Source organism: Pectobacterium hainanensis (assembly GCF_046237015.1).
In the GTDB taxonomy this organism is placed as follows: Bacteria; Pseudomonadota; Gammaproteobacteria; order Enterobacterales; family Enterobacteriaceae; genus JBJYIN01.
Window position 1 is genome coordinate 15,418 of sequence record NZ_JBJYIN010000020.1, and the last position, 20,584, is coordinate 36,001.

The following is a 20,584-nucleotide window of genomic DNA, read 5'->3' on the forward strand; positions in this document are numbered from 1 at the left end:
CTCAGACACTGGTTCGGTCTGCTGCATCACGCGCACAGATAAGTTAATCGCAGCTAAAGTATCTTACTTCAAAGCATTGCTCGGCCGTTTTCAGATGGGAACTAACGCCGTAATACAAACGCAAACAAGAGATGCCGGACGAAAGCTCAGATGCGGCCATGTGCATAGGTGGCAATTTGTGTGCGCCATAATCTCACCACCACATGGCCAATCCTTTGTATCTTACTTGACCACTTCCATCAGCTTACCGAAGCTATCCACTACGTCATACTTCACGTTTTCTGGAGCAAACTTCTTGTTGATCTCATCGAAGAACTTACGGGCACATTTAATCTTGGTAGCTTCAATAGGCCGTAAATCCAGTGACGACATCGAGCCCTTGGTCTCAGCAACGAAATACACATGCTTGACCGAGCCTTCTTTGAAGGAAATGGCCCAGTCGGGGTTGTAATCGCCGACAGGGGTTGGGATCAGAAAACCACGTGGCAACTTGGCATATACCACCACATCCTTGCTAGTATCCAACTCTTCGACGAACTTGCGCTCAATCGCGGAGTCGGTAAGCACGTAATCATAGATGTGATTTTGCAATTTATTCCCGGCCTTACTGAGATCCTGTTTGCTCTGTCCCGTGGTAAAGATGTCCAAATCAAACTTATCTTCTAGCGTGTCATAGGCCAGATGCTCGATGATGACATTGGCCTTTTGTTCGTTGACCAAGCGAATGGCCTCGGCAATGAAGCTTTCTGGGTTACTCTTAAATTGTGCGAAGATATCAGCATTAAGGCCTTTTAGAATTTCGGCAACGGTGCGTCTTGTAAGCAAAGTCCCCTCTGATAACTTGCCAATCAGATCGTACTGCACAGAGGAGTGGATTGAGGCGTTGTCCGATTCTGTTTCGGTAACTTTCAGTTCGAAGGCATTACCCTTTTTGAGACCATCGTAAGTTGCCGTATCGGTCTGCTCACCACGGTGAATGGTGTATTGTAACGGCGTTACTCGCAACCCAGCATTCTTATCATTGAGCACCTTGATCGCATTGTTCACCAGCTCAACATCATCAAACAGTACGCTGTAGGTAGCTTTGCGATTAATTCGCCCCCACAGCGCCTTGAACTCCTGCTTTTCAAAGTTGGCATTGGGCTGCAGTCTTTTGGGCTTGCGACCATCTTCTACCCGCATGAGTTGGCTTTCGCTGAATACGCTATCAATCAGCTGGAATATCTGCTCTGCATAGGACAGCAGTTCATCCGGCAATGCCTCAAGCGTGCCGTCTTTCTTGTCTTGATGGTACTTCTCTGTGATATTGCGTTTTTTATCGACGTAGCCGTTCTGGATCAAATAAAACTCAATGTCCGTGGCCTGGTCGTCCGAAACCGTAACCGGGCCTTCGTTCGTGTTCAGCATCTTGCCCGTGAAGTAGGCCTTGTCCGCCACACGCGGACGAGCTGACAAGGACTCGCTAATGTCCTTCTGCAAGGCTGTTACGAAGTCCTTGTAACTTTCGCTGGCCACAACTGTCAGTACGTTAATGTCATGAACAATGGACGGGTGATCCATGCGATCACCATTCTGATTGACGGACAAACGCAGGCCACGCCCGACCTCCTGGCGACGTGAAATGGTGTTATCACTATGCTTGAGCGTGCAGATAACAAACACGTTCGGGTTATCCCAGCCCTCACGCAAGGCCGAGTGTGAGAAGATAAAACGTACCGGCTCAGCGAGTGATAATAACCGTTCCTTGTCTTTGAGGATCAGATCATAAGCATCTACATCATCCGACAAGCCAGCATTTTCACCGCGCGCAGCGACCTTGGGATCGGTGAGGCGCTTGCTCTTCTTGTCGATGGAAAAGTAGCCGCTGTGCGTCTTATCGGCCGCAATGCGGCGTAGATATTTAGCATAAGGGGCATCCCCCTCCATAAACCCATTATCAAAGGCCTCTTGAAGGTGCTTAGCGTACTCCTCTTCAAAGATTTTTGCGTACTCGCCTTTTTCATCGGCAGCAGAGTAGTCCCGGTATCTGGCTACTTCGTCGATAAAGAACAACGAGAGAACCTTCACCCCTTTATTGAAGAGCTCCATCTCCTTATCAAAGTGCGCCCTGATCGTCTCACGGATCTGAATGCGGCGCAGCGCTATCTCGGAAATATCACCAGTCGCATCACCCACCGTCAGCTCTACGCCATTGGTAAAGCTCAAGGTGTCCGTATTGGCATTTATGTCCGATACCACAAACCCATCGCGGTATTGATCCAGCTCGTTCGATAGCACAAACAGATTGTCACCTTTGCCCAGCTTGCGGGTGACGCGCTTGATGTTGCCACCGCTGAGTTTCTGTTCGAACTCCACAACCGCGACTGGTGGTTTTTTGTTTGAGATTTCGATGGCTTGTAAATAGAGATAGGCATTGGTTCCCGCCAGTCCCTTCACCGAGATCCCGCGCACCTCAATCTTCTTCACCAGCTTCTGGTTGTAGGCATCAAGCGCATCCAGGCGGTGGATCTTGTTGTGTGTGGTCTTGTGGGTAGCGGAATAGCGCAACACCATCAGAGGTTTGAAATTTGCGAGGGAATCCAGCGTCTTGCTCCCCTCCATCCGCTGCGGCTCATCGAGGATCAAGATGGGCCGGTTTGCGCTGATCACATCGATCGGGCGACGTGACTGAAAATCATCGAGCGCTTCGTAGATGCGGCGATTATCTTTGCCGGTGGCGTTAAACGCTTGTACGTTGATCACCATGACATTGATACCGGCATCGGAAGAAAAACTCTCAAGATGGTGTAGCTGCTTAGAGTTGTAAATAAAGAAGCGCGCCTTCTTGTGGTAGGTCTCCTGAAAGTGCTCGGCCGTGATTTCCAACGACTTCGCCACACCCTCGCGGATTGCAATGCTCGGTACCACTATGACAAACTTGCTCCAGCCGTACTGTTTGTTGAGCTCGAAGATCGCCTTAATGTAGCAATAGGTCTTGCCAGTACCCGTTTCCATCTCGATATCAAGATTTAGCCTGGCGACCTTGGTCTTGACCAGGCTCTCCGACAACGGCAGGTTTTGCTGGCGCTGCGCCTGTTGGATGTTATCAAGCAAGGTAACCTCACTGAGGGTTAGCTCAGCATTTTTAAAACCGGTATCTACCGCAAACAGATCATCAATGCCGTTTTTGGTATTACCAGGGTCAAGGCGATAGCTAATGGCCGAATCAGAGGCCGATGGCTGCCCCTGAAAAATATCTACGACCGCCTGCACGGCGGCAGCCTGATAGGGCTGATGTTTGAATTTAAGCTTCATCGTGCGCGCCCTCAGATACATTTCACTTCGGTGATGGGCGACAAGAGCTTGAAAATCTGCTCAACGTTGATCTTGACCGCGCTGTTCTTGTAGCCCGCATCGCGGAACACCACGCGCAGCGGCTGATGCTTGGCCAGTTCTTTCACAAACATTTCGTCGATGCTGCCGCTGGCGTCGAAGCAGGCGGCCAGCGCATTGCCATCGACAAAGAACACATCTTTACCTTGAATAGACTGTATGTTGATGGGCAGGGCTAGGTCGACACCCCAATCCAGCATCACTTGGAACAGCAGGTCTTCGGGCGTGCGGTCGGGTTTGATATTTCCGATCAATAGGTCAATTTGGCCTTTATTGAGTGAATCCGGTGTGTAGTAGACATCTGCCATGTTGGACGTATCAATCTTCAGTGAACGGAATCCAACGTCCACTTGCTGATTGGCTTCGCTTACCTTCTTTCCCGCGCGTCGAATACGATCCTTGCTCATGTCGGAAATGGTTTTGTAGCCTGCTTTAAACGCTTCAGAATCTTCATTACACGACTCGGGCAACTGTACCATTATGAACCGGCGACGTCCTTGATCTTCTGCGTTTAACTGCATAACCGCATCTGCTGTTGCGGATGAGCCGGAGAAGAAGTCTAAAACGATCCCTTCATCATCCCCATGCAAGGAAAGAAACCATTTGATGAGTTGAGTTGGTTTTGGCGTATCAAATACCTTAGAGCCGAATAGTTCTTTCAATTCCCTTGTTCCGTCTGCATTGGAACCAAATTTGTCTAGCCAAGTACTCCAGCCAACGGATTTCTTTACGTCCCGGATTTTTTCATACGGAACCCATCTCTCGTCTGCCCCGTTAACCAATATTCCGTTGTCGAATGGACGCTTTTCCCAATGGAAAAAATCGGGGTCTGTCTGTGCAAGCAAGATGTTGGGATTATCTTTCCCCCAACGCCAGTGTCCCTCTTTCCCATCATTTCTATACGGATCAACGTATTCACCAGTTGGGCACCGAAGTCCATAGAACTGATTTGGTCTATCTGAACGCAGAGATGTTCCGCCCCATTTCATTAATTCTCGGCCCTTTCTGTACGGGCCGTTTTTGTCACTCAGATTGAGTGCTCCAGTAGATCTCTCGTCCTGGGAAACACTTTCAGATGTTGTTCTGAAATAGATAAGCAAGTATTCGTGACCAGTCCGCAATCCGGTTTTTTCTTTTCCACCACTTGCTTCAGAAAGCCACGGTGCGCAAGCAAGTCTATTCGAATAGCCAAAGATTTCGTCCAGCAATTTACCAATCTGGAAGACCTCCTTGTCATTGATAGACACCGCAAGCAATCCATCATCCGCAAGAAGATTCGCCATGACCCTCAGTCTTGGATACATCATGCTTAACCAGTCGGAATGGTATCGTCCATTGGTTGCAGGGTTTGCAACTAGACGATTGCCTTCTGCGTCAACTTGATTGGAACGAAGCAAATACTCGCCTGCATTTGAAGAAAAGTTATCCTCGTAGATAAAATCATTCCCCGTGTTGTACGGCGGGTCGATGAAGATCATCTTGACCTTGCCAAGATAGGTTTCCTGCAAAAGCTTCAGAGCATCAAGATTATCGCCTTCGATAAAAAGGTTCTTCGTCGTATCGAAGTCCACGCTTTCTTCGCGGCAAGGCCGCAAGGTCTTGGCAATCGGCGCGTTGGCCGTAAGCAAGGCTTCACGCTTGCCCGGCCAGTTCAGGTGGTAGCGTTCCTGTGGACCTTCCACAATTGACTCGGCCAACTCTTGCCGCAACTGGTCGAAATCCACTGCCAACTTCACGCTGCCGTCCTCGCCCTTGGCTTCGGTGATGCAGCCAGGAAACAGATCGCGAATGCGGGCGATGTTGTCCTGCGTGAGATTGGGTGAATGCATTTTTAGCTTTTCCATGTTCTTTTCCTCTTGTCGTCATGCTTTTTATGGAAAAAGCATGGCGGCTCACAATTCAAATTCGTATTGGTATGTTCAGTCGCCTTGTTGCCAGTCCTGGCAAAAGTGCGGGCGCAGACTTTCGATGGCGGATGGCAAGCTGCCCTGGCAGGTCACGCCCAAGTAGGTGGCCGCGCGGGTGGTGCCGACGTACAGGTATTTGTCGAACAGCGCCGGGTGCAGCCTGGCGAGCTGGTCAATGCTGACAAAGAATACCGCCTCGAACTCAAGGCCTTTGATGTGCTGGATGTCGAACACGCGCACGTTGCTTTCCTGCCCCACTGCCTGGCCCTCTCGGCAGGCGATGACCTGGATGTTGTGATCGGCCAGAGTGGCGTTCAATGCGTCGGCCACCGGAGCGACATCGTCCTCGGTGTTCACAAAAATGGCGGTGGATGGGAACTGACCGACAAAGCGCTCAATCTCGCGAATGCGATCTGCCAGCCAACCGACAATGGTTTCTGCGTTGGTCGCGTGCTCCAACAAGGCTGGCGCAACGCCCATGCTGTCCATATGCGCAGGCAAGCTGGTGTTTTGCTCGGTACCACCGACGGCGTGGATCATGTCGCGTGCCAGATCGTTCAGTTGCTTGCTCTGTCGGTAGGAGACCGTGATCTCCTTGATGTCGAAATCTTCAAAGACCCACTTCAAGTCGTCGACAGTGCGTGCACCCCAGGTGGTCAAGCGCTGATTAAAGTCACCACAGGCAAAGAATGAGCGCAGTCGTGGATGCGCCAGCGCCGCCATGCTCGCGAGCTGGATAGGTGAGAAGTCTGTGGCTTCATCCACCAGGATCTGGTTGCAGTAATGCCCCAGTATGGGCTGGAGCGATGACCAGGCGGGGCTATTAATGTCGCGCTGAACGTTGGGCCGACTGAGCAAGTCGCCTGCGGCGCGCAAGATCGCGAGCAGTACGATGTCCAACTCCAAGGGATGGATGTCGCGCGCCTCAAAGTCTTCGTGACGATACCAGATGTTTGCCGGTTGGCGTTCGCGCCTGAATGCACGGTAGCGCTTCGGGATGCCGTCGAGGTAGCGCTTCACCGGATTAACGAAGCGGCGTGCACCAGCCTGCACCAGAAGGCTGGCTCCCACCTCAACGCGATCCGCTTCTGTCAAGCCACGATCCCCCAACCACTCGATGATCTTGCCGTTGCGAGAGGCTTTGCTGACTGTGCGTTTGGATGCTGCCGCCCGAGCTTGGGCGCGTACCGCTTGCATGTAGGCATTGAGTGCGGCGACATAGCGTGTGCGAGATGATACCGTGGAGTCTTCGTCTTCATCGGCATCTGGGTCATCCTGGTCGTCCGTTTCAGTCGCTTGCGCTTGTTGCAGGCTGTCGATCACGCTGGCCAACTCATCCAGAAAAGCTCGGTTGCGGTTGAGCTGCAGGTTGAGTGCACCTTTGATCTTGGCGTCCGAGCCTTCCTTCAGGCTACTGACGAGTGTCTGCACCTTGACAATCTCTACCGCCAGCGAGCCAAACATCGCCACCATTGCACCATCGGCCGCCTGCGACAAGATGTCTTGCAGTCGTGCACCAAGACTTAGGGCTTCGGGAGCTTTGGCATCGTGGAGCTGTGCTGCGGCTTCACGCAGCTCCTGCACGTAGGCCTTGCGCTGCCATGCATCGAAATCTTCAAACCATTGAATGGGGAGCTCTAGTGCGGCATTGGTCAGGTTGGTCAGTCCGTCTTTCAGGACGAAGGTACCTCCACCTGAAGCCGTTCTGAGGACGCCGAATGCGTTTCGGGCCAGCTCGCGTCGATAGTCTTGCCACGTTCTGATGCGCTGATCCGAGGCGGGAACACCTTCACGCGCAAAAGCCTCCTTGAGGTACTGCTTGAGCAATTCCGTGGGCGTAAACATCAGCCAGCTGTTGGCGTGCGCAATGCCTTGGGTTGAAGCGATTGTTTCAACCAGACGTTGTTCACCTTCATCCAGGTAGGCGGTGTCGAGTTTTTGGCCGAGACGGCGGATCAGGGTGGTCGTCTTGCCTGTACCTGGCGGGCCCAGGATCAAAAGACGATTGTCGATAGGGCGACGGAAAATCTCATCTTGATATTGATCGAGGATAGGCTGATCACGCAGTCCCATCTTGGTGATGACGCTGCGGCGAACGCCGTCGATGATGTTGGCCTTGACTGACTCCTCGGCCAGCAATTGGGCAAGAATGTCTTCGGTGACTTCTTCTCCCGCGACCTCGGTCAGCAGCGCACGCAGCGACTCGATGGTGAACGGCCCAAAATGCTCGGCTTCAACGACGGTGTCACGAGAGTCCCACCCATCGGCAAGCGCATTGGGGCGGAGATGTGCTCGCTCAATGACGGTTAAATAACTGCCATCTTTGAGCTCCAGCTCTGCTCCAACAGGTAGGGATGCAAGTCGTCCTTTTTCTGTTCGATAACTAGTGTGATTGATAAATCCTGTTAAAGGAATTGCCCGACAGATATAGAACGTCTGTCGATTTCCTGTGTCGTCCTCAGCAACGACACGAGCAATAGCTGGCTCAGATGCCAAGGTCTGATAGCTCTCTCTATTCACTTGGCTAATCTGACCTAGATTCTGAATAGCCGAGCTAGACGTCATCGTATTGATACTTGCCAACGCTTCTGAGCCCAATGTCCGCCCATCGTGCAGTTTGCCCCTAGCGGTTTCAGCGATGCTTTCGAGTTGCGCCAACGCTTCACCAGCGATCTGCTCGATGTGTATCCTTGACTCATCATTCAAGCTCTGTGTCATGCACTCTCACTCCCGGTCAATTCTTCAAGTTCTTTTTTAAGCTGCCGCAAATGCGCGTTGATCTCTACTTTGCGGTTGAATTGCTTTTCTTTGGCAAGTCTACTGGCAGCTTTCTCAACCTCACGCTGCTTGGCTGCAACAAGTTCGACACGTGCGACCAAGTCCGCGAGACTTTCTCGTGGGCGCGCAGGCATGGGGATTAGGCGGTGAAGCGTCTGCTCATACAAGCCGCCCAGGTCGAGAGCTAAAGGCATGGCGGCGCGCTCACAGTCACTCGGCAACCAGGCTGTCGTAAAGTAGTCACTCATGACCCAACGGCTGGCGTCTGACTCATTCGGTCTTTTGTATGCAGCGATCACCTTTGTTCGGCCATTAAAGCTCAGCTCGAAGATGATGGGAAACTGCACCGCGCCATCGATGCAACGCAAAACGTCCAGATTCAGCTCCGATGTCTTGAGCTGGATTGAGAAAATCTGAAGCTCTGGTACTCCCGGCCTGGCGGGCAGGTTGATCGTTTCTGGAGCCAACTTGTATTGCCAGACGATCTGCTCCACCTGCTCGACGAACAAGTCCTTCAGCCTTGTATTGGCGCCGCTGTGTTCGTAGATCTTATTCTTTGGCAGGGTACGAGCAAAGACAGCCTGCTTCGGATAGTTGATGAACGCGGTATTCGACTCAAATCGCGCAGACTGACTCATCCGGCCTCCTGAATCACGAGGAAGGTAATCAGTTCGAAGTCGTCCAGTCCGACGATAGTATTGACCAACGCGGTGGTCTTTCCGCTGCAGAAGAGGCTGTCCAAATCCTTCTCTTCCTTCACCTCGATCATTGAGCGGATGGCCTTACCAAGCAGGTCCGAATACATCTGCATCTTGCGGCCATCGGCCGTTTCCTTATTGAACAGGAGACAGGCATCTGTAATAGGCTGGGTTTGTCCCTTGGAGCAGGTGCGAACCAGATCCAGCAAACGTTTGACTTCGGTGTGATCGTGAATGACTTCCCCCTCGCGATTAATGTAGACGAGGTAATAAGGGTGCAGGCGATTGTGCTGACTGACGTTGACACTTGGATTCCGGTTGCGTAGCGTGAAGATCACACCCGGGCGTAGGCCCATCTCCGGCTTGGCAGGCACTACGGCGTGCATCCCGCTTGGCACGTTGCTCAATTCGCCATTGACCTTCACATAGTTGAGCAAGTCCATTCGGAAGTCATTGAGCCCTAGATCAGTAATTGACACTCCGGTTTTCAGGTCTTCCAGCTCAATCACTTCCTCTTGCAGACGTCGCAATTGCTCTTTGCGATAAGACACATCGTTGGCTTGGGCGCTCAGCACATTGTCGTCACCGGTGGCTGTGACATCGGCAATCATCATTCGGCTCTCAACCCGTTCCTTCAGGTTGATGTATTCGTCGAGCGAGATGTCTGGCCAGTAGTTAACCAGTTGGATGCTGCTGTTGGGTGAGCCGATGCGATCCACACGGCCGAAGCGCTGGATGATGCGCACGGGATTCCAGTGGATGTCGTAGTTGATGAGGTAGTCGCAGTCCTGCAGGTTCTGGCCTTCAGAGATACAATCGGTGCCGATCAACAAATCTATCTCTGCCGCCTCATTTGGCAGCACGATCGCTTTCTCCTTCGAGTGTGGCGAGAAGAGGGTGAGCAGTTCCTGGAAGTCATAGTTATTCTTGAGCGTGCTCTTCGGCGCCCCTTTGCCGGTGACTTTCGCACTGTGCAAGGTCTGTGTGGCAAGCAATTCCGGAGCCAAATTGGCATACAGATAGTCAGCGGTGTCGGCGAAGGCGGTGAAGATCAGCACCTTCTTGTTGCCAGGATTCAGCGGTGCTGCGATCTTCTTCAGAACCAGTGTCTTGAGATGCTGCAGTTTGGCATCATCGGCAGCCGTGATCTTGTTCATCGACGTCAGCAAGGCATCAATGATTTCCAGATCGACCTTCAGCTCGTGCTCCCAAGAAGGCAAGTCCATATCGGCGAGGCTGATTTTGACCTTGCCGCCAATCTCGCTGTCGCCAATGTTATGCAAGTCATCGTCCGCTTCGAGGTTTTCTAACTGGTCGGTCAGGTCATTGATTCTGCTGTCAATGCCACCGAGGTCGCCAGTCTGATTGAAAGTGCTGATCTTGGCTAACGTATTCGTGTGGTTCGCGCGCAGGGACTGGAGCGTCAAGCGGAAGGACTCAATTGAGCTTTCCAGGCGCTTGAGCAGGTTGGTCGTCATCAATGCCTGCAGGCTCTTTTCGCGGTCGACTTGCTTAAGCTTGCCTTTCCCTGCGATCTGAGTGTCATACATCTCCTCGTACTTCTTGAGTCGACTGGGCAGGATGTAGCTGATCGGGGCATAAACGGCGAGCTTGAGCAAAGACAGTTGCTCGAAGATCTCGTTGAAGCTCATCACATCTGTTCGCTGCGTGAGCGGACAGTGGAACGACAAGGGTTTGCGGCGCTCGGGGAATTGGCCTATTTCCTTGGTGTCGTAGAAAGTCTGGATATGCTTGCGCGAGCGTGCGATGGTGACGCTGTCGAGCAATTCGAAGAAGTCGAAGTCCAACGAGTCCAGGATGGCTCGCGCTGTGCGCTCTTCCGGTGGAAGCTTTGCCCATGCATTGAAGCTGGCCTGCGCACCACGGAAAATGTCCTCTACCGTCTTGCCGGTACGCAGCTTCTTGTTGAGGTTTTCGGAATCACCTTCGTAGGCCAGTGCCAGTTGGTTGCGCAGGTCATTGAAGCGGTTGTTCACCGGGGTAGCCGAAAGCATCAGCACCTTGGTTTTCACGCCCTCCTTGATGACCTTGTTCATCAGCTTCTGGTAGCGGGTCTCCTTGTCCTTATAGGCGTCATTGTTGCGGAAGTTGTGCGACTCGTCGATGACGACGAGGTCGTAGTTGCCCCAGTTGATGCGATTCAGCGGTGTGCCGAACGACTCACCGCTCGTACGGCTGAGGTCGGTATGACAAAGCACGTCGTAGTTGAACCGGTCGCGAGCAAATATGTTGGTCTTGAGGTTACGGCTGTAGTTCAGCCAGTTGTCCGCCAGCTTCTTGGGGCATAACACCAGAACTGACTTGTTGCGCAGTTCGTAATACTTAATCACGGCCAGCGCGGTGAAAGTCTTGCCCAAGCCTACGCTGTCGGCCAAGATGCAGCCGCTGTAGTTCTCAAGTTTGTTGATGATCCCGGTGGCAGCATCTTTCTGGTAATTGAAGAGTTTGTTCCAGATGAGCGTATCTTGATAGCCCGTGCGGTCGTTCGGCAGGACATCCTCGTTGATGTCGTCCAGAAACTCATTGAAGATATTGTAGAGCATCAGGAAGTAGATGCTCTCGGGCGAGTTTTCCTGGTAGACGGACGCAATGTGGTCGCAGATCTGCGCCGTTACATCCTCCAGCTTCTCGGGGTCTTGCCAGATCTGGTTAAACAGACTGAGGTAGGTCGCCGTAAACGTCGGCTCGTCCATCTTGTTGACAAAGTTGGAGACAGCGTTGCCCTGCTGGTAGCCGAGATCGACGGCGGTAAAGCCGTGCAGTGGCATGTAGGCAGTATCTGCGGCAGCAGCCTGAATGCAAGTAAACTGCTGCATCGGTGCCTTGCTGCGATTGGACTTGAATGTTGCCTTGCGCCGCATCCAGTCCGCGCACTCTTTTGCAATTGCGCGCTGGGTCAGTTTGTTACGCAGATGAATTTCGAACTCACTCCCGTACAAGCTCCGTTCGCGGTCAGCCTTCGGTATGTGGAATTCTCTGCGTTCCTTGCGAATCTTGTCGGTAACCTCGTTAGCGGTAAACGTCGGCGAGGTAAAGATGAATTGCAGCTCGTCGATTTTTTCCAGCTCTGCTTTGAGCGCTTCGAACGCGTACATCGAAAAGCAGGAGGCGGCGATCTTCAGGCTAGCACCAGGTTTGAGCGTCTGCTTTAGGTCGTCTCCGAGCAGACGGTTGATATTGTCGATCAGTTCCATTAATAGTCAGCCTTCTTAGTGGCGCTATAGCCTGGTGCCAGTAAGGCATTTTTTACGCCGTAAATTGCGAGATGATCTTTGAGCCATAACCGGTACTCCGGTCCGCGAAGGCAATGATCGGGTGAGCAGTCTACCCGCCAGCGCTGCAACATATAGCCCACCACCGCAGCGCGAACGCGCATTCTGATCGAACCGTCTGTCATCCCGTAGTCCATCTTGATAATATCGGGCCGCTCAACGCTTGGGTGCGGCACGAAATCCAGCTCGACGATGCGCGTCCACTGGATGTCGTTATCCTGTCGTTCGTTGTCCTGTGGCTCTTCGTCGAGCAATGTTGGTGCTTCGATGCGGGTAACGACGAAATCCCGAAACTCTCTACTCTTGCGATCAAAGGACCGGACGTGCCAGCGTAGGCCGGTATCAACCAAGGCAAAGGGCACAATTACCCGCTCGGACTCGCCGCCGCTCATCGAGTGGTAGCGGATGGCGACAGGTCGCTTGGCGTGGATGGCTCGGCAAATCGCTGCTAACACATCCATCTTGGGGATGCACAGGGCTGCGGGGGATTCACATGGTAGCAGCGCCTGCATTGAGCCGTTCACGCCATCGCCAAAGCCTAGAGCCAGCGCCGACAGAATGCGCTGCGATGCGTGCTTGAACAACGGGGAGAACTCATGCCCGATGCGATAGATCTTGTTGCTACCATCGAAGGTGATGTTATGCGGCGCGATTTCCCGGTACAAAGCCAAATCGCGTGTCGCCCCTGCCGGAGCTACACCGAAGCGTTCAATCAGATCTGGGCGACCGATCTCACCGAAGAAGTAGAGCCGAAAATCGATGTAGGCCAGCCGCTCGCGCTGGACCAGACTCAAGTCCTCAAGCCGCTTAGAAGGGAAACTAGGCATGAATCATCACTATATGGGAAAATGAAAATTGAATACGGTAATCCATAAAGTGCCATGGTTGTAATCAAATTGATGATAATCATGCAATAATACTTATGTAACAGCAAGAAATGATGTCTCAAACATAGACAGTCATCATATTGGCTGATGTTTCTATATCGTTAGATTGATGCTAGCCAACTATAAAACCTTGCTGCCCAATGCCCAATGCCCAATGCCCAATGCCCCTCGGGCAATTTGCTCTTATCCACTGATCTGGTTTGCGGAGGAGGGGGCCAAGATAACCTAACTACTCAGGGAGCGGGATCAAAGGCGCAGTGACTTAACGCTTACCTTAATTCAAATTATTTTCAGATATATATCATTCTTCTGAACATACCTGATCAACGGCAGAATCTCACGATTCTGCCGTTTTTGTATTATTTTTCAGAGGAGTAGCAATGAACAATTCTGAAGGTTTGAAGTCGTTTCGGCAATCGCTTTCTGGCCTGCCACAGTGGGCATCAGAGCGGATTCTGCAGCAAATAAACCAGTTAACCGACTACGAACCTGTGATCGGTATTATGGGTAAAACCGGGGCGGGAAAGAGTAGCCTTTGCAACGCTTTGTTTGTCGGCGAAGTATCGCCAGTCAGCGATGTCGCGGCCTGCACCCGTGAACCTTTGCGCTTTCGCCTGCAAGTTGGTGATCGCTTTATGACAATTGTGGATCTGCCTGGTGTTGGGGAAAGCGGAAGCCGTGATGCGGAATATGCCACGCTGTACCGTCAGGAGATTCCCCGTCTCGACCTGGTGCTATGGCTAATTAAGGCTGATGACCGGGCTTTGGCCGTGGATGAACATTTTTACCGTCAGGTGATAGGTGAGGATTATCGGCATAAGGTGCTATTTGTTATTAGCCAGTCAGATAAAGCTGAGCCCACATGCGGCGGCAATACACTGTCCACGGAGCAGAAGCAGAATATCAGCCGCAAAATCTGCCTGTTAGATGAGCTGTTTCAGCCAGTGCATCCAGTGTGTGCCGTATCAGCTCGTTTGCATTGGGGGCTGCGGGTGATGGCTGAGCGGATGATTCGTTGCCTGCCGCGCGAGGCGAGCAGCCCGGTGGTGGTACAGCTCAGTGCTCAGCTTCGTACCGATGCCGTTAATAAAAAAGCCTGTGACGATTTTGGTGAAATGGTCGGTTCGGTACTGGATACAGTAAGTTCCATGCCGCTGATACCGAGCCCAGTTCGGACAATTATTCAGGCTGTACGTGACACCGTGGTATCGGTCGCACGTGCCATCTGGAATTTCTTCTTCTGAATACTTAGCTCTTTATCCGTTGTTCCCTTGGTCCTGTCGCTTTTGCGCCAGGGCTTTTGTTTATTCTTTTTCTGAGGACATTCCTATGGTTCGTTTAGCTTCCCGCTTTGGTGCTGCCAATGTTATCCGCCGTGACCGACCGTTAACACGCGATGAACTGTTCCGCGTGGTCCCCAGTGTGTTTAGTGAGGACAAGCATGCGTCGCGCAGTGAACGCTACACCTGTATCCCGACCATTACCCTGCTGGATAGTCTTCAGCGTGAAGGGTTCCAGCCCTTCTTTGCCTGCCAGACCCGCGTCAGGGATATCGGTAAACGCGAGCACACCAAACATATGCTACGTCTGCGCCGGGAGGGACAAATCACCGGCCGACAGGTGCCGGAAATTATTCTACTGAACAGCCATGACGGCTCAAGCTCGTATCAGATGCTGCCCGGGCTGTTTCGCAGTGTGTGTCAGAACGGGCTGATTTGTGGTGAATCGTTGGGTGAGGTTCGTGTGCCACACAAAGGCGATGTGGTTGGGCGAGTGATTGAAGGGGCTTATGACGTGCTGGACACCTTTAAACGTATCGATGAGAAGCGGGATGCCATGCAGTCACTGTTGTTGCCGCCACCGGCTCAGGTAGCGCTGGCGAAGGCGGCACTGACCTACCGCTTTGGCGAAGACCACCAGCCGGTCACAGCAGCGCAGATACTGGCTCCACGCCGCTGGCAGGATGAATCCAACGACCTGTGGACCACCTATCAACGGGTACAGGAGAACCTGATAAAAGGCGGGTTGACCGGTCGCTCCGTGCAGGGAAAGCAGGCCCGGACACGAGCCGTCAAGGGGATTGATGGCGATATCAAACTCAATCGTGCTCTGTGGGTGATGGCAGAAACCATGCTGGCGACATGCCAGTGAGTGATGGGCCATGTGTTATCACTCTGTAACCACCTGGACAGGGTATGTCCAACCGTTAGCATTTGCCCCCATAGCCTGTTTACCTCAATCGCCCCTCAGGCCGCATCCCACCGGCTTTCTTACTGAAAATAAAAATATTTTTCACAGTGTCCATACCCTGACCACGCCCCTCTTTAAAGTAATCACAGGACTTTCATTCCGTTAACTGCCTCAGGAGGCTGCACCATGACACAGGCTGACCGCCGATATGACCGGCTGGCCGTCAGGCTGTCATTGATAATCAGCCGATTACTGGCGGGCGAAACGCTGAGCGTCAGAAAACTGGCGGCAGAGTTCGGCGTCTCTACCCGTACCTTGCGACGGGACTTTCGTGAACGGCTGATGTATCTCGACCTGGAATACCGTAACGGCCTTTGCCGTTTGCCGGAGCACCACAACCCGGCACGGCATGAGCAGGATGTGTTGATGTTTGTCCGGCAGACCGGGATGGGCAGTGTGTTTCCCGGTCTGGATAACCGACTGGTTAATACCCTGTTGGACAGCGGCGAGGACGCGCCCTGTCTGGTCTGGCATCCACCCTTGCGTGGTACACCGACACTGCCGGGGCATTTTTACCGTCTGACCCGGGCAATTGGTGAACAGCTACGTGTCACGGTTCTGGCCGATGGTCAGCGCTATGACGGGTTATCGCCTTACCGGCTTATCTGCCTGTACGGCGAATGGTATCTGGTGGCCGAATCGCTGGGGCATCTTCTGGTCCTGCCGCTGCATGAGATTCACGGCGTGACGGTGTCCACCGAGTCATTCCAGCGCCGCGATGATATCTGCCACCTGACCACGCAATCCAGCTTCATCACGGCATTGCCGCATTTTCGCTTTATTCACAACGTACTGACCACTTTCGGTACGTCTCCGACCACATAAGTCAGGGACGCGATGCCAACACCAGAGAAAACCAGAAAGACAGATAAAGAAAGACAGATAAAGAAAGACAGATAAAGAAGGACAGTACCGGTAGCGGCACACAGAGGCCATTACCGGACAGTTCAGTGAAGGACCACACGAGACGTCACGGGCAGACACCGTTCAGCCTGGACGATTTTCATAATGACTTCAACATAAAGGATACGATGATGTTTACATACCTTCCGGGCAAACGGGGATGGCTGATAATCGGGCTGTTGACCACTTTCTCCGCGCACTCAGCAACCGAGTTCCCCACTCAGGTTAACTGGTTCTCCTTAAAAGCACTTGGCTGGACCAACACGGATGGGATAAGTGACGACGAGCTAGGCCGCCGAATATACAAAGGCAGAGCGATTTTTAACTACCCCTGGACTGAGCAGTTTTTTGTCAGAGATGGCTCCGGTCCTCTGTTTCTGGCGAATAAAAAGGCCAAAACCCTTTCCCTGGTGAAAGTAAATACGCGGTCACAATCACCCGGTGACCTGGAGGTCACCTATCGTGGTAACAAAACCAGCAACTGTACCTATGAAATTACCGACAAAAAGACTTACTTCAACGCTAATTTTGCCGACGGTAAGCCCGAGCAGCCGACGTTATTGCTGAGCATTCCAGAAAAGTGTATCGACCAGAAAAAGATGGCGGAAATTAAGGCACAGAAACGTGAACAGGAGCAGAAACTGGGTAAATGGCTGGCAGATGGCTTCAACAAAGAGCACCACCGCCGTTACGGCTACTAACCCTGAGACGTGTCCATCCATACAGAGGAACCCGCATGAAACACATTCCTTCACTTCTGCTTGCAGGCGCACTGTTGTTGCCGTTATCTGCACAGGCTGTACCGAACCTGTGGAGCGCCGATTCTGGTCAGGGTGTCACCGAATATCGGATAGCCAATACTGCAGGCAGTGTCTTTACCGTTAACTGTACCGGCAACCCTGACGAGGACAACACGCTACAACACAGCGTGGCGCTGTCGCCCGTGAATGGTCAAGGTGTTGATTCCCATTTTTCCACTGAGGCGTATATCGTCGTCGTTATCGATGACCAGCAGTACGGTATTCCGTCCTCGCTGGGGTGGCGCAATGCGGATAATGCCTGGTTCGCGTTTATTGAAGCAATTGGCCGCGCAACGCAGTTCGACGTTTATCTCAATGACCGGCATGTGGGTGCCTGGGAGCCCAGGCAAAAGAACGTGCAGAAGGTGCTGGCTGATATCTCGTCGTGTGCCACGACACACCGGGAATAATCGGGAGAGATAACGCCATGCCCATTATTGCCATCATCGTTATTGTCGTGGTTGTCATTGTCTTAAGTAAAACCGGCATTTCGGACAGTCTTATTGGGCTGGTTATCGCCACCGTTGCAGGGTTGCTAACTGGCAGCGGAACCGCAGGCGTCGCCAGCGTGGCGCTGACACCGTTTCTGGGTATCCCGATAGGGCTGTTTATCGGTGTAACGGTGTTTGCCAAAGTACTGCGCTGGTTTTCCCGACGTTAGTCATAGCGTTAACTACTCAACGTTAGTCCATTCCTGCCCCTGTTGCTTATGCAGCGGGGGCGTTTTATTTATTAAGGAATCAATATCATGTCATCCCTTTTATCTTCCCCACCCATGCAGACCCGAGAACAACGCATCATCCAGATGGCGCTGTGCCTGCTGGAAAAGCGCGTGCGTAAAAATGCGCGACAGTTCAAAACCTCTGAGGACACCAAAAGCTGGTTAATGTTGGAACTCAGCAACTTGGAGCGTGAGGTGTTTATGGTGCTGTATCTGGACAACCAACATCGCCTGATAGAAAAGGAAGTTATCGCGCTGGGCGGCATCAATAGCACTGAAGTGCATCCGCGTGAAATCCTCAAAGCCTCACTGCGTCATAACGCCGCCGCCGTGATACTGGCACACAATCATCCTTCCTGCTGTGCCGAGCCCAGTCAGGCTGACCGCCATATCACCGACAAGCTGAAGGAATCACTGTCACAACTCGACGTCAGAGTCCTCGATCATCTGGTTATCGGCGGCGCTGACGTGGTGTCGTTTGCTGAACGTGGCTGGTTGTGATGACCGCATTTATTACCGCATTTTTATAAGGAAACCATCATGCCATCATCGGATACCCCGGAATGGGGACTAAAACGTGCCGTTACTCCACAGTTCGGAGCCAGGCTGGTTCAGGAAGGTCACTATCTTCATTATCTGTCAGATCGGGCCAGCATTGTCGGTACGTTTAGCAAAACAGAAGCCCAAAGTCTGGAATGTTGCTTCCCTGAGCTGATTAAGCTGTTGGAGCAGAAGCTACGCACGGGTGAACTGAATCCCCGCCAGCAGGGTTGCATCACGCTGCATTGCAACAAGTGGACCTGTGAAGCCGATACGCTGGGCAGTTTTGGCTACGTGTATATTGCTATTTATCCCTCTTCAGCGGCAACACAATAATCCGCTGCTTCTCTCCCCATTCTGAATGTTTCCCTGATTTTATCGACTTAATCTGAAGAGAATATTCTCATGCAAACAACACCTGCAATCCCGTTACGGGAGGATCAATCCTGCCCGCACCCCATAGCCGTCTGGCAGCAACTTCTGACCTATCTACTGGAAAAGCACTATGGACTCACGCTGAATGACACACCGTTCTGCGAGGAAAATGTGATTCAGGAGCATATCGATGCTGGCATCACGTTGGTCAATGCGGTGAATTTTCTGGTAGAGCGTTACGAACTGGTACGCATCGATCGCAACGGCTTTAACTGGCAGGAGCAATCACCGTTTCTCACGACTGTCGATATCCTTCGCGCCAGACGTGCAACGGGCTTACTTAAGGCATAAAGATCCCGAGCTGTTTTCCAGTAACACCACACCAAACCTATTTATCTCTCTCCCCGATGCATAATGCGCCAGCCCTTACCGGCTGGCGCATTTGCTTTTATGTATGGACCACAAACTATGCAAACTGAACCCGAGGTTTTGACCGAACACACCGAGCTGATTTGCTCGACCAATATCGAACGTATCGTCACTGGACGTGATACCGCGCTGCAACAGATAGAACAGATCCTCAACCAGCTAGGGGCGATCTCAACGTTAACGGCGACTATTGGCGGCGGCACCGCTGAGGACTGGGGGCTGAAGCAAGGGCATCGCTACGACTGCTGGTTAACGGAAATGCCTGACAAGGCGATGCCCGCCATCACCCGCACGTTGGATCGCAATATTTGGCGCGACCTGATGCTGAAATCCGGCATGCTGTCGCTGATGGATGCCGAAGCACGTAGCCAGTGGCATAAAAATCTCGATGAGGGGGAGCTACCAATCATCAGCGAAGCCAATATCCTCAGCACCTTTGAGCTACTTCATCAGAGTAAACAAGAGGTCTTCGAGCGCGGGGTGATCAATGTATTCAAAGGTCTGTCGTGGGATTACAAAACCAATCATCCTTGTTACTTTGGCAAGAAAATTATTATCAGCAATCTGGTGACATACAACCGTTGGGGCTTTGGTCTGAACTGGGGCTGGAGACGCGATCAACTGGCCGATCTAGAGCGTATGTTCTATCTGCTGGATGGTAAACCGATCCCCGATAACCGGGGCGATGTCACCATTCGTCTGATGGACCATATCCGCGATAATCCACATCAGCAGGAATACGAGGATGAGTTCTTCAGCGTTCGTTACTTTCAGAAAGGTACTGGGCATCTCACTTTTAAACGCCCTGATTTGATCGATCAGATGAATGACATTATTGCCAAACATTATCCGGGGATGTTGGCCGAACGGTAGTCACTTCCTTCCTGGTAAGCGTGGTATTCATGCCTATTTCCTCCCCCAAAATTTGTTATTATTGCGACAGATTAGCATTGGATTGCTAAAAGGAGCTGGTTTGTATGCCGATCCCTGAACGTCCCAAGATTTACCACATCCTTCACATTGATCGACTCCATTCGATCATTGCCGAAGGGTTGTTGTCTGACGAGCAAATCTCGGTTCGTCATGGTGCCGGTACAATGATAGGCATGAGTAGCATTAAACAGCGTCGGCTCCATGAGTTGACGCTCACAAACCATCCCAATCTGTATGTGGGACAATGCGTACCTTTTTATTTTTGTCCCCGCTCTGTCATGCTATACCTGATATACAGGTCCAATCATCCAGAGTTGGCATACCGTGGTGGTCAGGAGCCTATTTTGCATCTTGAAGCTGATCTCTATGCAACCATGGCATGGGCAGAGCAACATCACCAACGTTGGGCGTTTACGTTATCCAATGCCGGTTCACTTTATTTCGAAGATCGTTGTCAACAATCCCAGCTTGGAGAGCTGAACTGGGACGCGATACAAAGTAATCAGTGGAGCGGTGGTAATGGAACTAAAGAGGCGAAACAGGCTGAGTTTTTGATTGAGCGCTGTTTCCCTTGGCATTTAATTGAGCGCATCGGTGTTCATTCACCTTTGATTTATCAGCAGGTTGCTAACATTATCCCGCTTGGCGGGCATCGTCCTCCTGTTGAGGTGAAACGAGAATGGTACTACTGATGAGGA

At 52.1% G+C, this 20,584-nt stretch carries 17 protein-coding genes; 11 read left to right on the forward strand and 6 right to left on the reverse strand.

Going from position 1 to position 20,584, the window contains the following annotated elements:
* Positions 1-222: 222 nt before the first annotated feature.
* The 6 genes from ACKPVM_RS17570 to ACKPVM_RS17595 form a co-directional block, all read right to left on the reverse strand.
* On the reverse strand, positions 223-3,294 hold the full coding sequence (locus ACKPVM_RS17570; protein WP_409311106.1) for a type III restriction-modification system endonuclease: 3,072 nt from the start codon (positions 3,292-3,294) through the stop codon (positions 223-225).
* Positions 3,295-3,305: 11 nt separating this feature from the next.
* Complete coding sequence (locus ACKPVM_RS17575) at positions 3,306-5,216, reverse strand: site-specific DNA-methyltransferase (protein WP_130997205.1); 1,911 nt, start codon at positions 5,214-5,216, stop codon at positions 3,306-3,308.
* Between the two features lie 75 nt (positions 5,217-5,291).
* Complete coding sequence (locus tag ACKPVM_RS17580) at positions 5,292-7,997, reverse strand: ATP-binding domain-containing protein (protein WP_409311107.1); 2,706 nt, start codon at positions 7,995-7,997, stop codon at positions 5,292-5,294.
* Positions 7,994-8,695, reverse strand: a complete 702-nt coding sequence (locus ACKPVM_RS17585) for a DUF4391 domain-containing protein (protein ID WP_409311108.1) — start codon at positions 8,693-8,695, stop codon at positions 7,994-7,996. The genes ACKPVM_RS17580 and ACKPVM_RS17585 overlap by 4 nt, the downstream gene beginning before the upstream one ends.
* A complete protein-coding gene (locus tag ACKPVM_RS17590; protein WP_409311109.1) occupies positions 8,692-11,970 on the reverse strand; it encodes a helicase-related protein in 3,279 nt (1,092 codons plus the stop codon). Before ACKPVM_RS17590 ends, ACKPVM_RS17585 begins: the two co-directional genes overlap by 4 nt.
* A complete protein-coding gene (locus ACKPVM_RS17595) occupies positions 11,970-12,842 on the reverse strand; it encodes a helix-turn-helix transcriptional regulator (protein ID WP_498044285.1) in 873 nt (290 codons plus the stop codon). The genes ACKPVM_RS17590 and ACKPVM_RS17595 overlap by 1 nt, the downstream gene beginning before the upstream one ends.
* Before the next feature lie 473 nt (positions 12,843-13,315).
* Here ACKPVM_RS17595 and ACKPVM_RS17600 point away from each other — a divergent pair, with 473 nt between their 5' ends.
* The 11 genes from ACKPVM_RS17600 to darT all read left to right on the forward strand — a co-directional run bounded on the left by ACKPVM_RS17600 (position 13,316) and on the right by darT (position 20,578).
* The gene (locus tag ACKPVM_RS17600) at positions 13,316-14,179 is read left to right on the forward strand and encodes a GTPase family protein (protein WP_409311111.1); all 864 of its coding nucleotides are present in this window, start codon (positions 13,316-13,318) and stop codon (positions 14,177-14,179) included.
* 85 nt (positions 14,180-14,264) lie between these two features.
* On the forward strand, positions 14,265-15,086 hold the full coding sequence (locus ACKPVM_RS17605; protein ID WP_409311112.1) for a DUF932 domain-containing protein: 822 nt from the start codon (positions 14,265-14,267) through the stop codon (positions 15,084-15,086).
* 225 nt (positions 15,087-15,311) lie between these two features.
* Complete coding sequence (locus ACKPVM_RS17610) at positions 15,312-16,010, forward strand: DeoR family transcriptional regulator (protein WP_409311113.1); 699 nt, start codon at positions 15,312-15,314, stop codon at positions 16,008-16,010.
* 206 nt (positions 16,011-16,216) lie between these two features.
* The gene (locus ACKPVM_RS17615) at positions 16,217-16,789 is read left to right on the forward strand and encodes a hypothetical protein (protein ID WP_409311114.1); all 573 of its coding nucleotides are present in this window, start codon (positions 16,217-16,219) and stop codon (positions 16,787-16,789) included.
* 35 nt (positions 16,790-16,824) lie between these two features.
* Positions 16,825-17,298: a YfjT/YkfB family phage-associated protein gene (locus ACKPVM_RS17620; protein ID WP_409311115.1), complete on the forward strand. Its 474-nt coding sequence runs from the start codon at positions 16,825-16,827 to the stop codon at positions 17,296-17,298.
* 17 nt (positions 17,299-17,315) lie between these two features.
* Positions 17,316-17,549, forward strand: coding sequence for a membrane protein (locus tag ACKPVM_RS17625; protein WP_039308199.1), 234 nt, complete (start codon positions 17,316-17,318; stop codon positions 17,547-17,549).
* Positions 17,550-17,636: 87 nt separating this feature from the next.
* A complete protein-coding gene (radC, locus tag ACKPVM_RS17630; RefSeq protein WP_409311116.1) occupies positions 17,637-18,110 on the forward strand; it encodes a RadC family protein in 474 nt (157 codons plus the stop codon).
* Positions 18,111-18,149: 39 nt separating this feature from the next.
* Complete coding sequence (locus ACKPVM_RS17635; protein WP_409311117.1) at positions 18,150-18,485, forward strand: type IV toxin-antitoxin system YeeU family antitoxin; 336 nt, start codon at positions 18,150-18,152, stop codon at positions 18,483-18,485.
* 69 nt (positions 18,486-18,554) lie between these two features.
* Positions 18,555-18,875 carry a TA system toxin CbtA family protein gene (locus ACKPVM_RS17640; protein WP_409311118.1) on the forward strand — a complete coding sequence of 107 codons (321 nt, stop codon included), beginning with the start codon at positions 18,555-18,557 and terminating at the stop codon, positions 18,873-18,875.
* A gap of 117 nt (positions 18,876-18,992) precedes the next feature.
* Entirely contained in the window at positions 18,993-19,826 is an 834-nt protein-coding gene (locus ACKPVM_RS17645) for a DUF4942 domain-containing protein (RefSeq protein ID WP_409311119.1), read from the forward strand.
* A gap of 104 nt (positions 19,827-19,930) precedes the next feature.
* The gene (gene darT / locus ACKPVM_RS17650) at positions 19,931-20,578 is read left to right on the forward strand and encodes a type II toxin-antitoxin system toxin DNA ADP-ribosyl transferase DarT (protein ID WP_039308186.1); all 648 of its coding nucleotides are present in this window, start codon (positions 19,931-19,933) and stop codon (positions 20,576-20,578) included.
* The last annotated feature ends 6 nt before the right edge of the window (positions 20,579-20,584 follow it).

Bases quoted from the DNA above. Each gene is read 5' to 3' on its own strand.
- ACKPVM_RS17570 (WP_409311106.1), bottom strand. From the start codon at position 3,294: ATGAAGCTTAAATTCAAACATCAGCCCTATCAGGCTGCCGCCGTGCAG.
- ACKPVM_RS17575 (WP_130997205.1), bottom strand. From the start codon at position 5,216: ATGGAAAAGCTAAAAATGCATTCACCCAATCTCACGCAGGACAACATC.
- ACKPVM_RS17580 (WP_409311107.1), bottom strand. From the start codon at position 7,997: ATGACACAGAGCTTGAATGATGAGTCAAGGATACACATCGAGCAGATC.
- ACKPVM_RS17585 (WP_409311108.1), bottom strand. From the start codon at position 8,695: ATGAGTCAGTCTGCGCGATTTGAGTCGAATACCGCGTTCATCAACTAT.
- ACKPVM_RS17590 (WP_409311109.1), bottom strand. From the start codon at position 11,970: ATGGAACTGATCGACAATATCAACCGTCTGCTCGGAGACGACCTAAAG.
- ACKPVM_RS17600 (WP_409311111.1), top strand. From the start codon at position 13,316: ATGAACAATTCTGAAGGTTTGAAGTCGTTTCGGCAATCGCTTTCTGGC.
- ACKPVM_RS17605 (WP_409311112.1), top strand. From the start codon at position 14,265: ATGGTTCGTTTAGCTTCCCGCTTTGGTGCTGCCAATGTTATCCGCCGT.
- ACKPVM_RS17610 (WP_409311113.1), top strand. From the start codon at position 15,312: ATGACACAGGCTGACCGCCGATATGACCGGCTGGCCGTCAGGCTGTCA.
- ACKPVM_RS17615 (WP_409311114.1), top strand. From the start codon at position 16,217: ATGATGTTTACATACCTTCCGGGCAAACGGGGATGGCTGATAATCGGG.
- ACKPVM_RS17620 (WP_409311115.1), top strand. From the start codon at position 16,825: ATGAAACACATTCCTTCACTTCTGCTTGCAGGCGCACTGTTGTTGCCG.
- ACKPVM_RS17625 (WP_039308199.1), top strand. From the start codon at position 17,316: ATGCCCATTATTGCCATCATCGTTATTGTCGTGGTTGTCATTGTCTTA.
- radC (WP_409311116.1), top strand. From the start codon at position 17,637: ATGTCATCCCTTTTATCTTCCCCACCCATGCAGACCCGAGAACAACGC.
- ACKPVM_RS17635 (WP_409311117.1), top strand. From the start codon at position 18,150: ATGCCATCATCGGATACCCCGGAATGGGGACTAAAACGTGCCGTTACT.
- ACKPVM_RS17640 (WP_409311118.1), top strand. From the start codon at position 18,555: ATGCAAACAACACCTGCAATCCCGTTACGGGAGGATCAATCCTGCCCG.
- ACKPVM_RS17645 (WP_409311119.1), top strand. From the start codon at position 18,993: ATGCAAACTGAACCCGAGGTTTTGACCGAACACACCGAGCTGATTTGC.
- darT (WP_039308186.1), top strand. From the start codon at position 19,931: ATGCCGATCCCTGAACGTCCCAAGATTTACCACATCCTTCACATTGAT.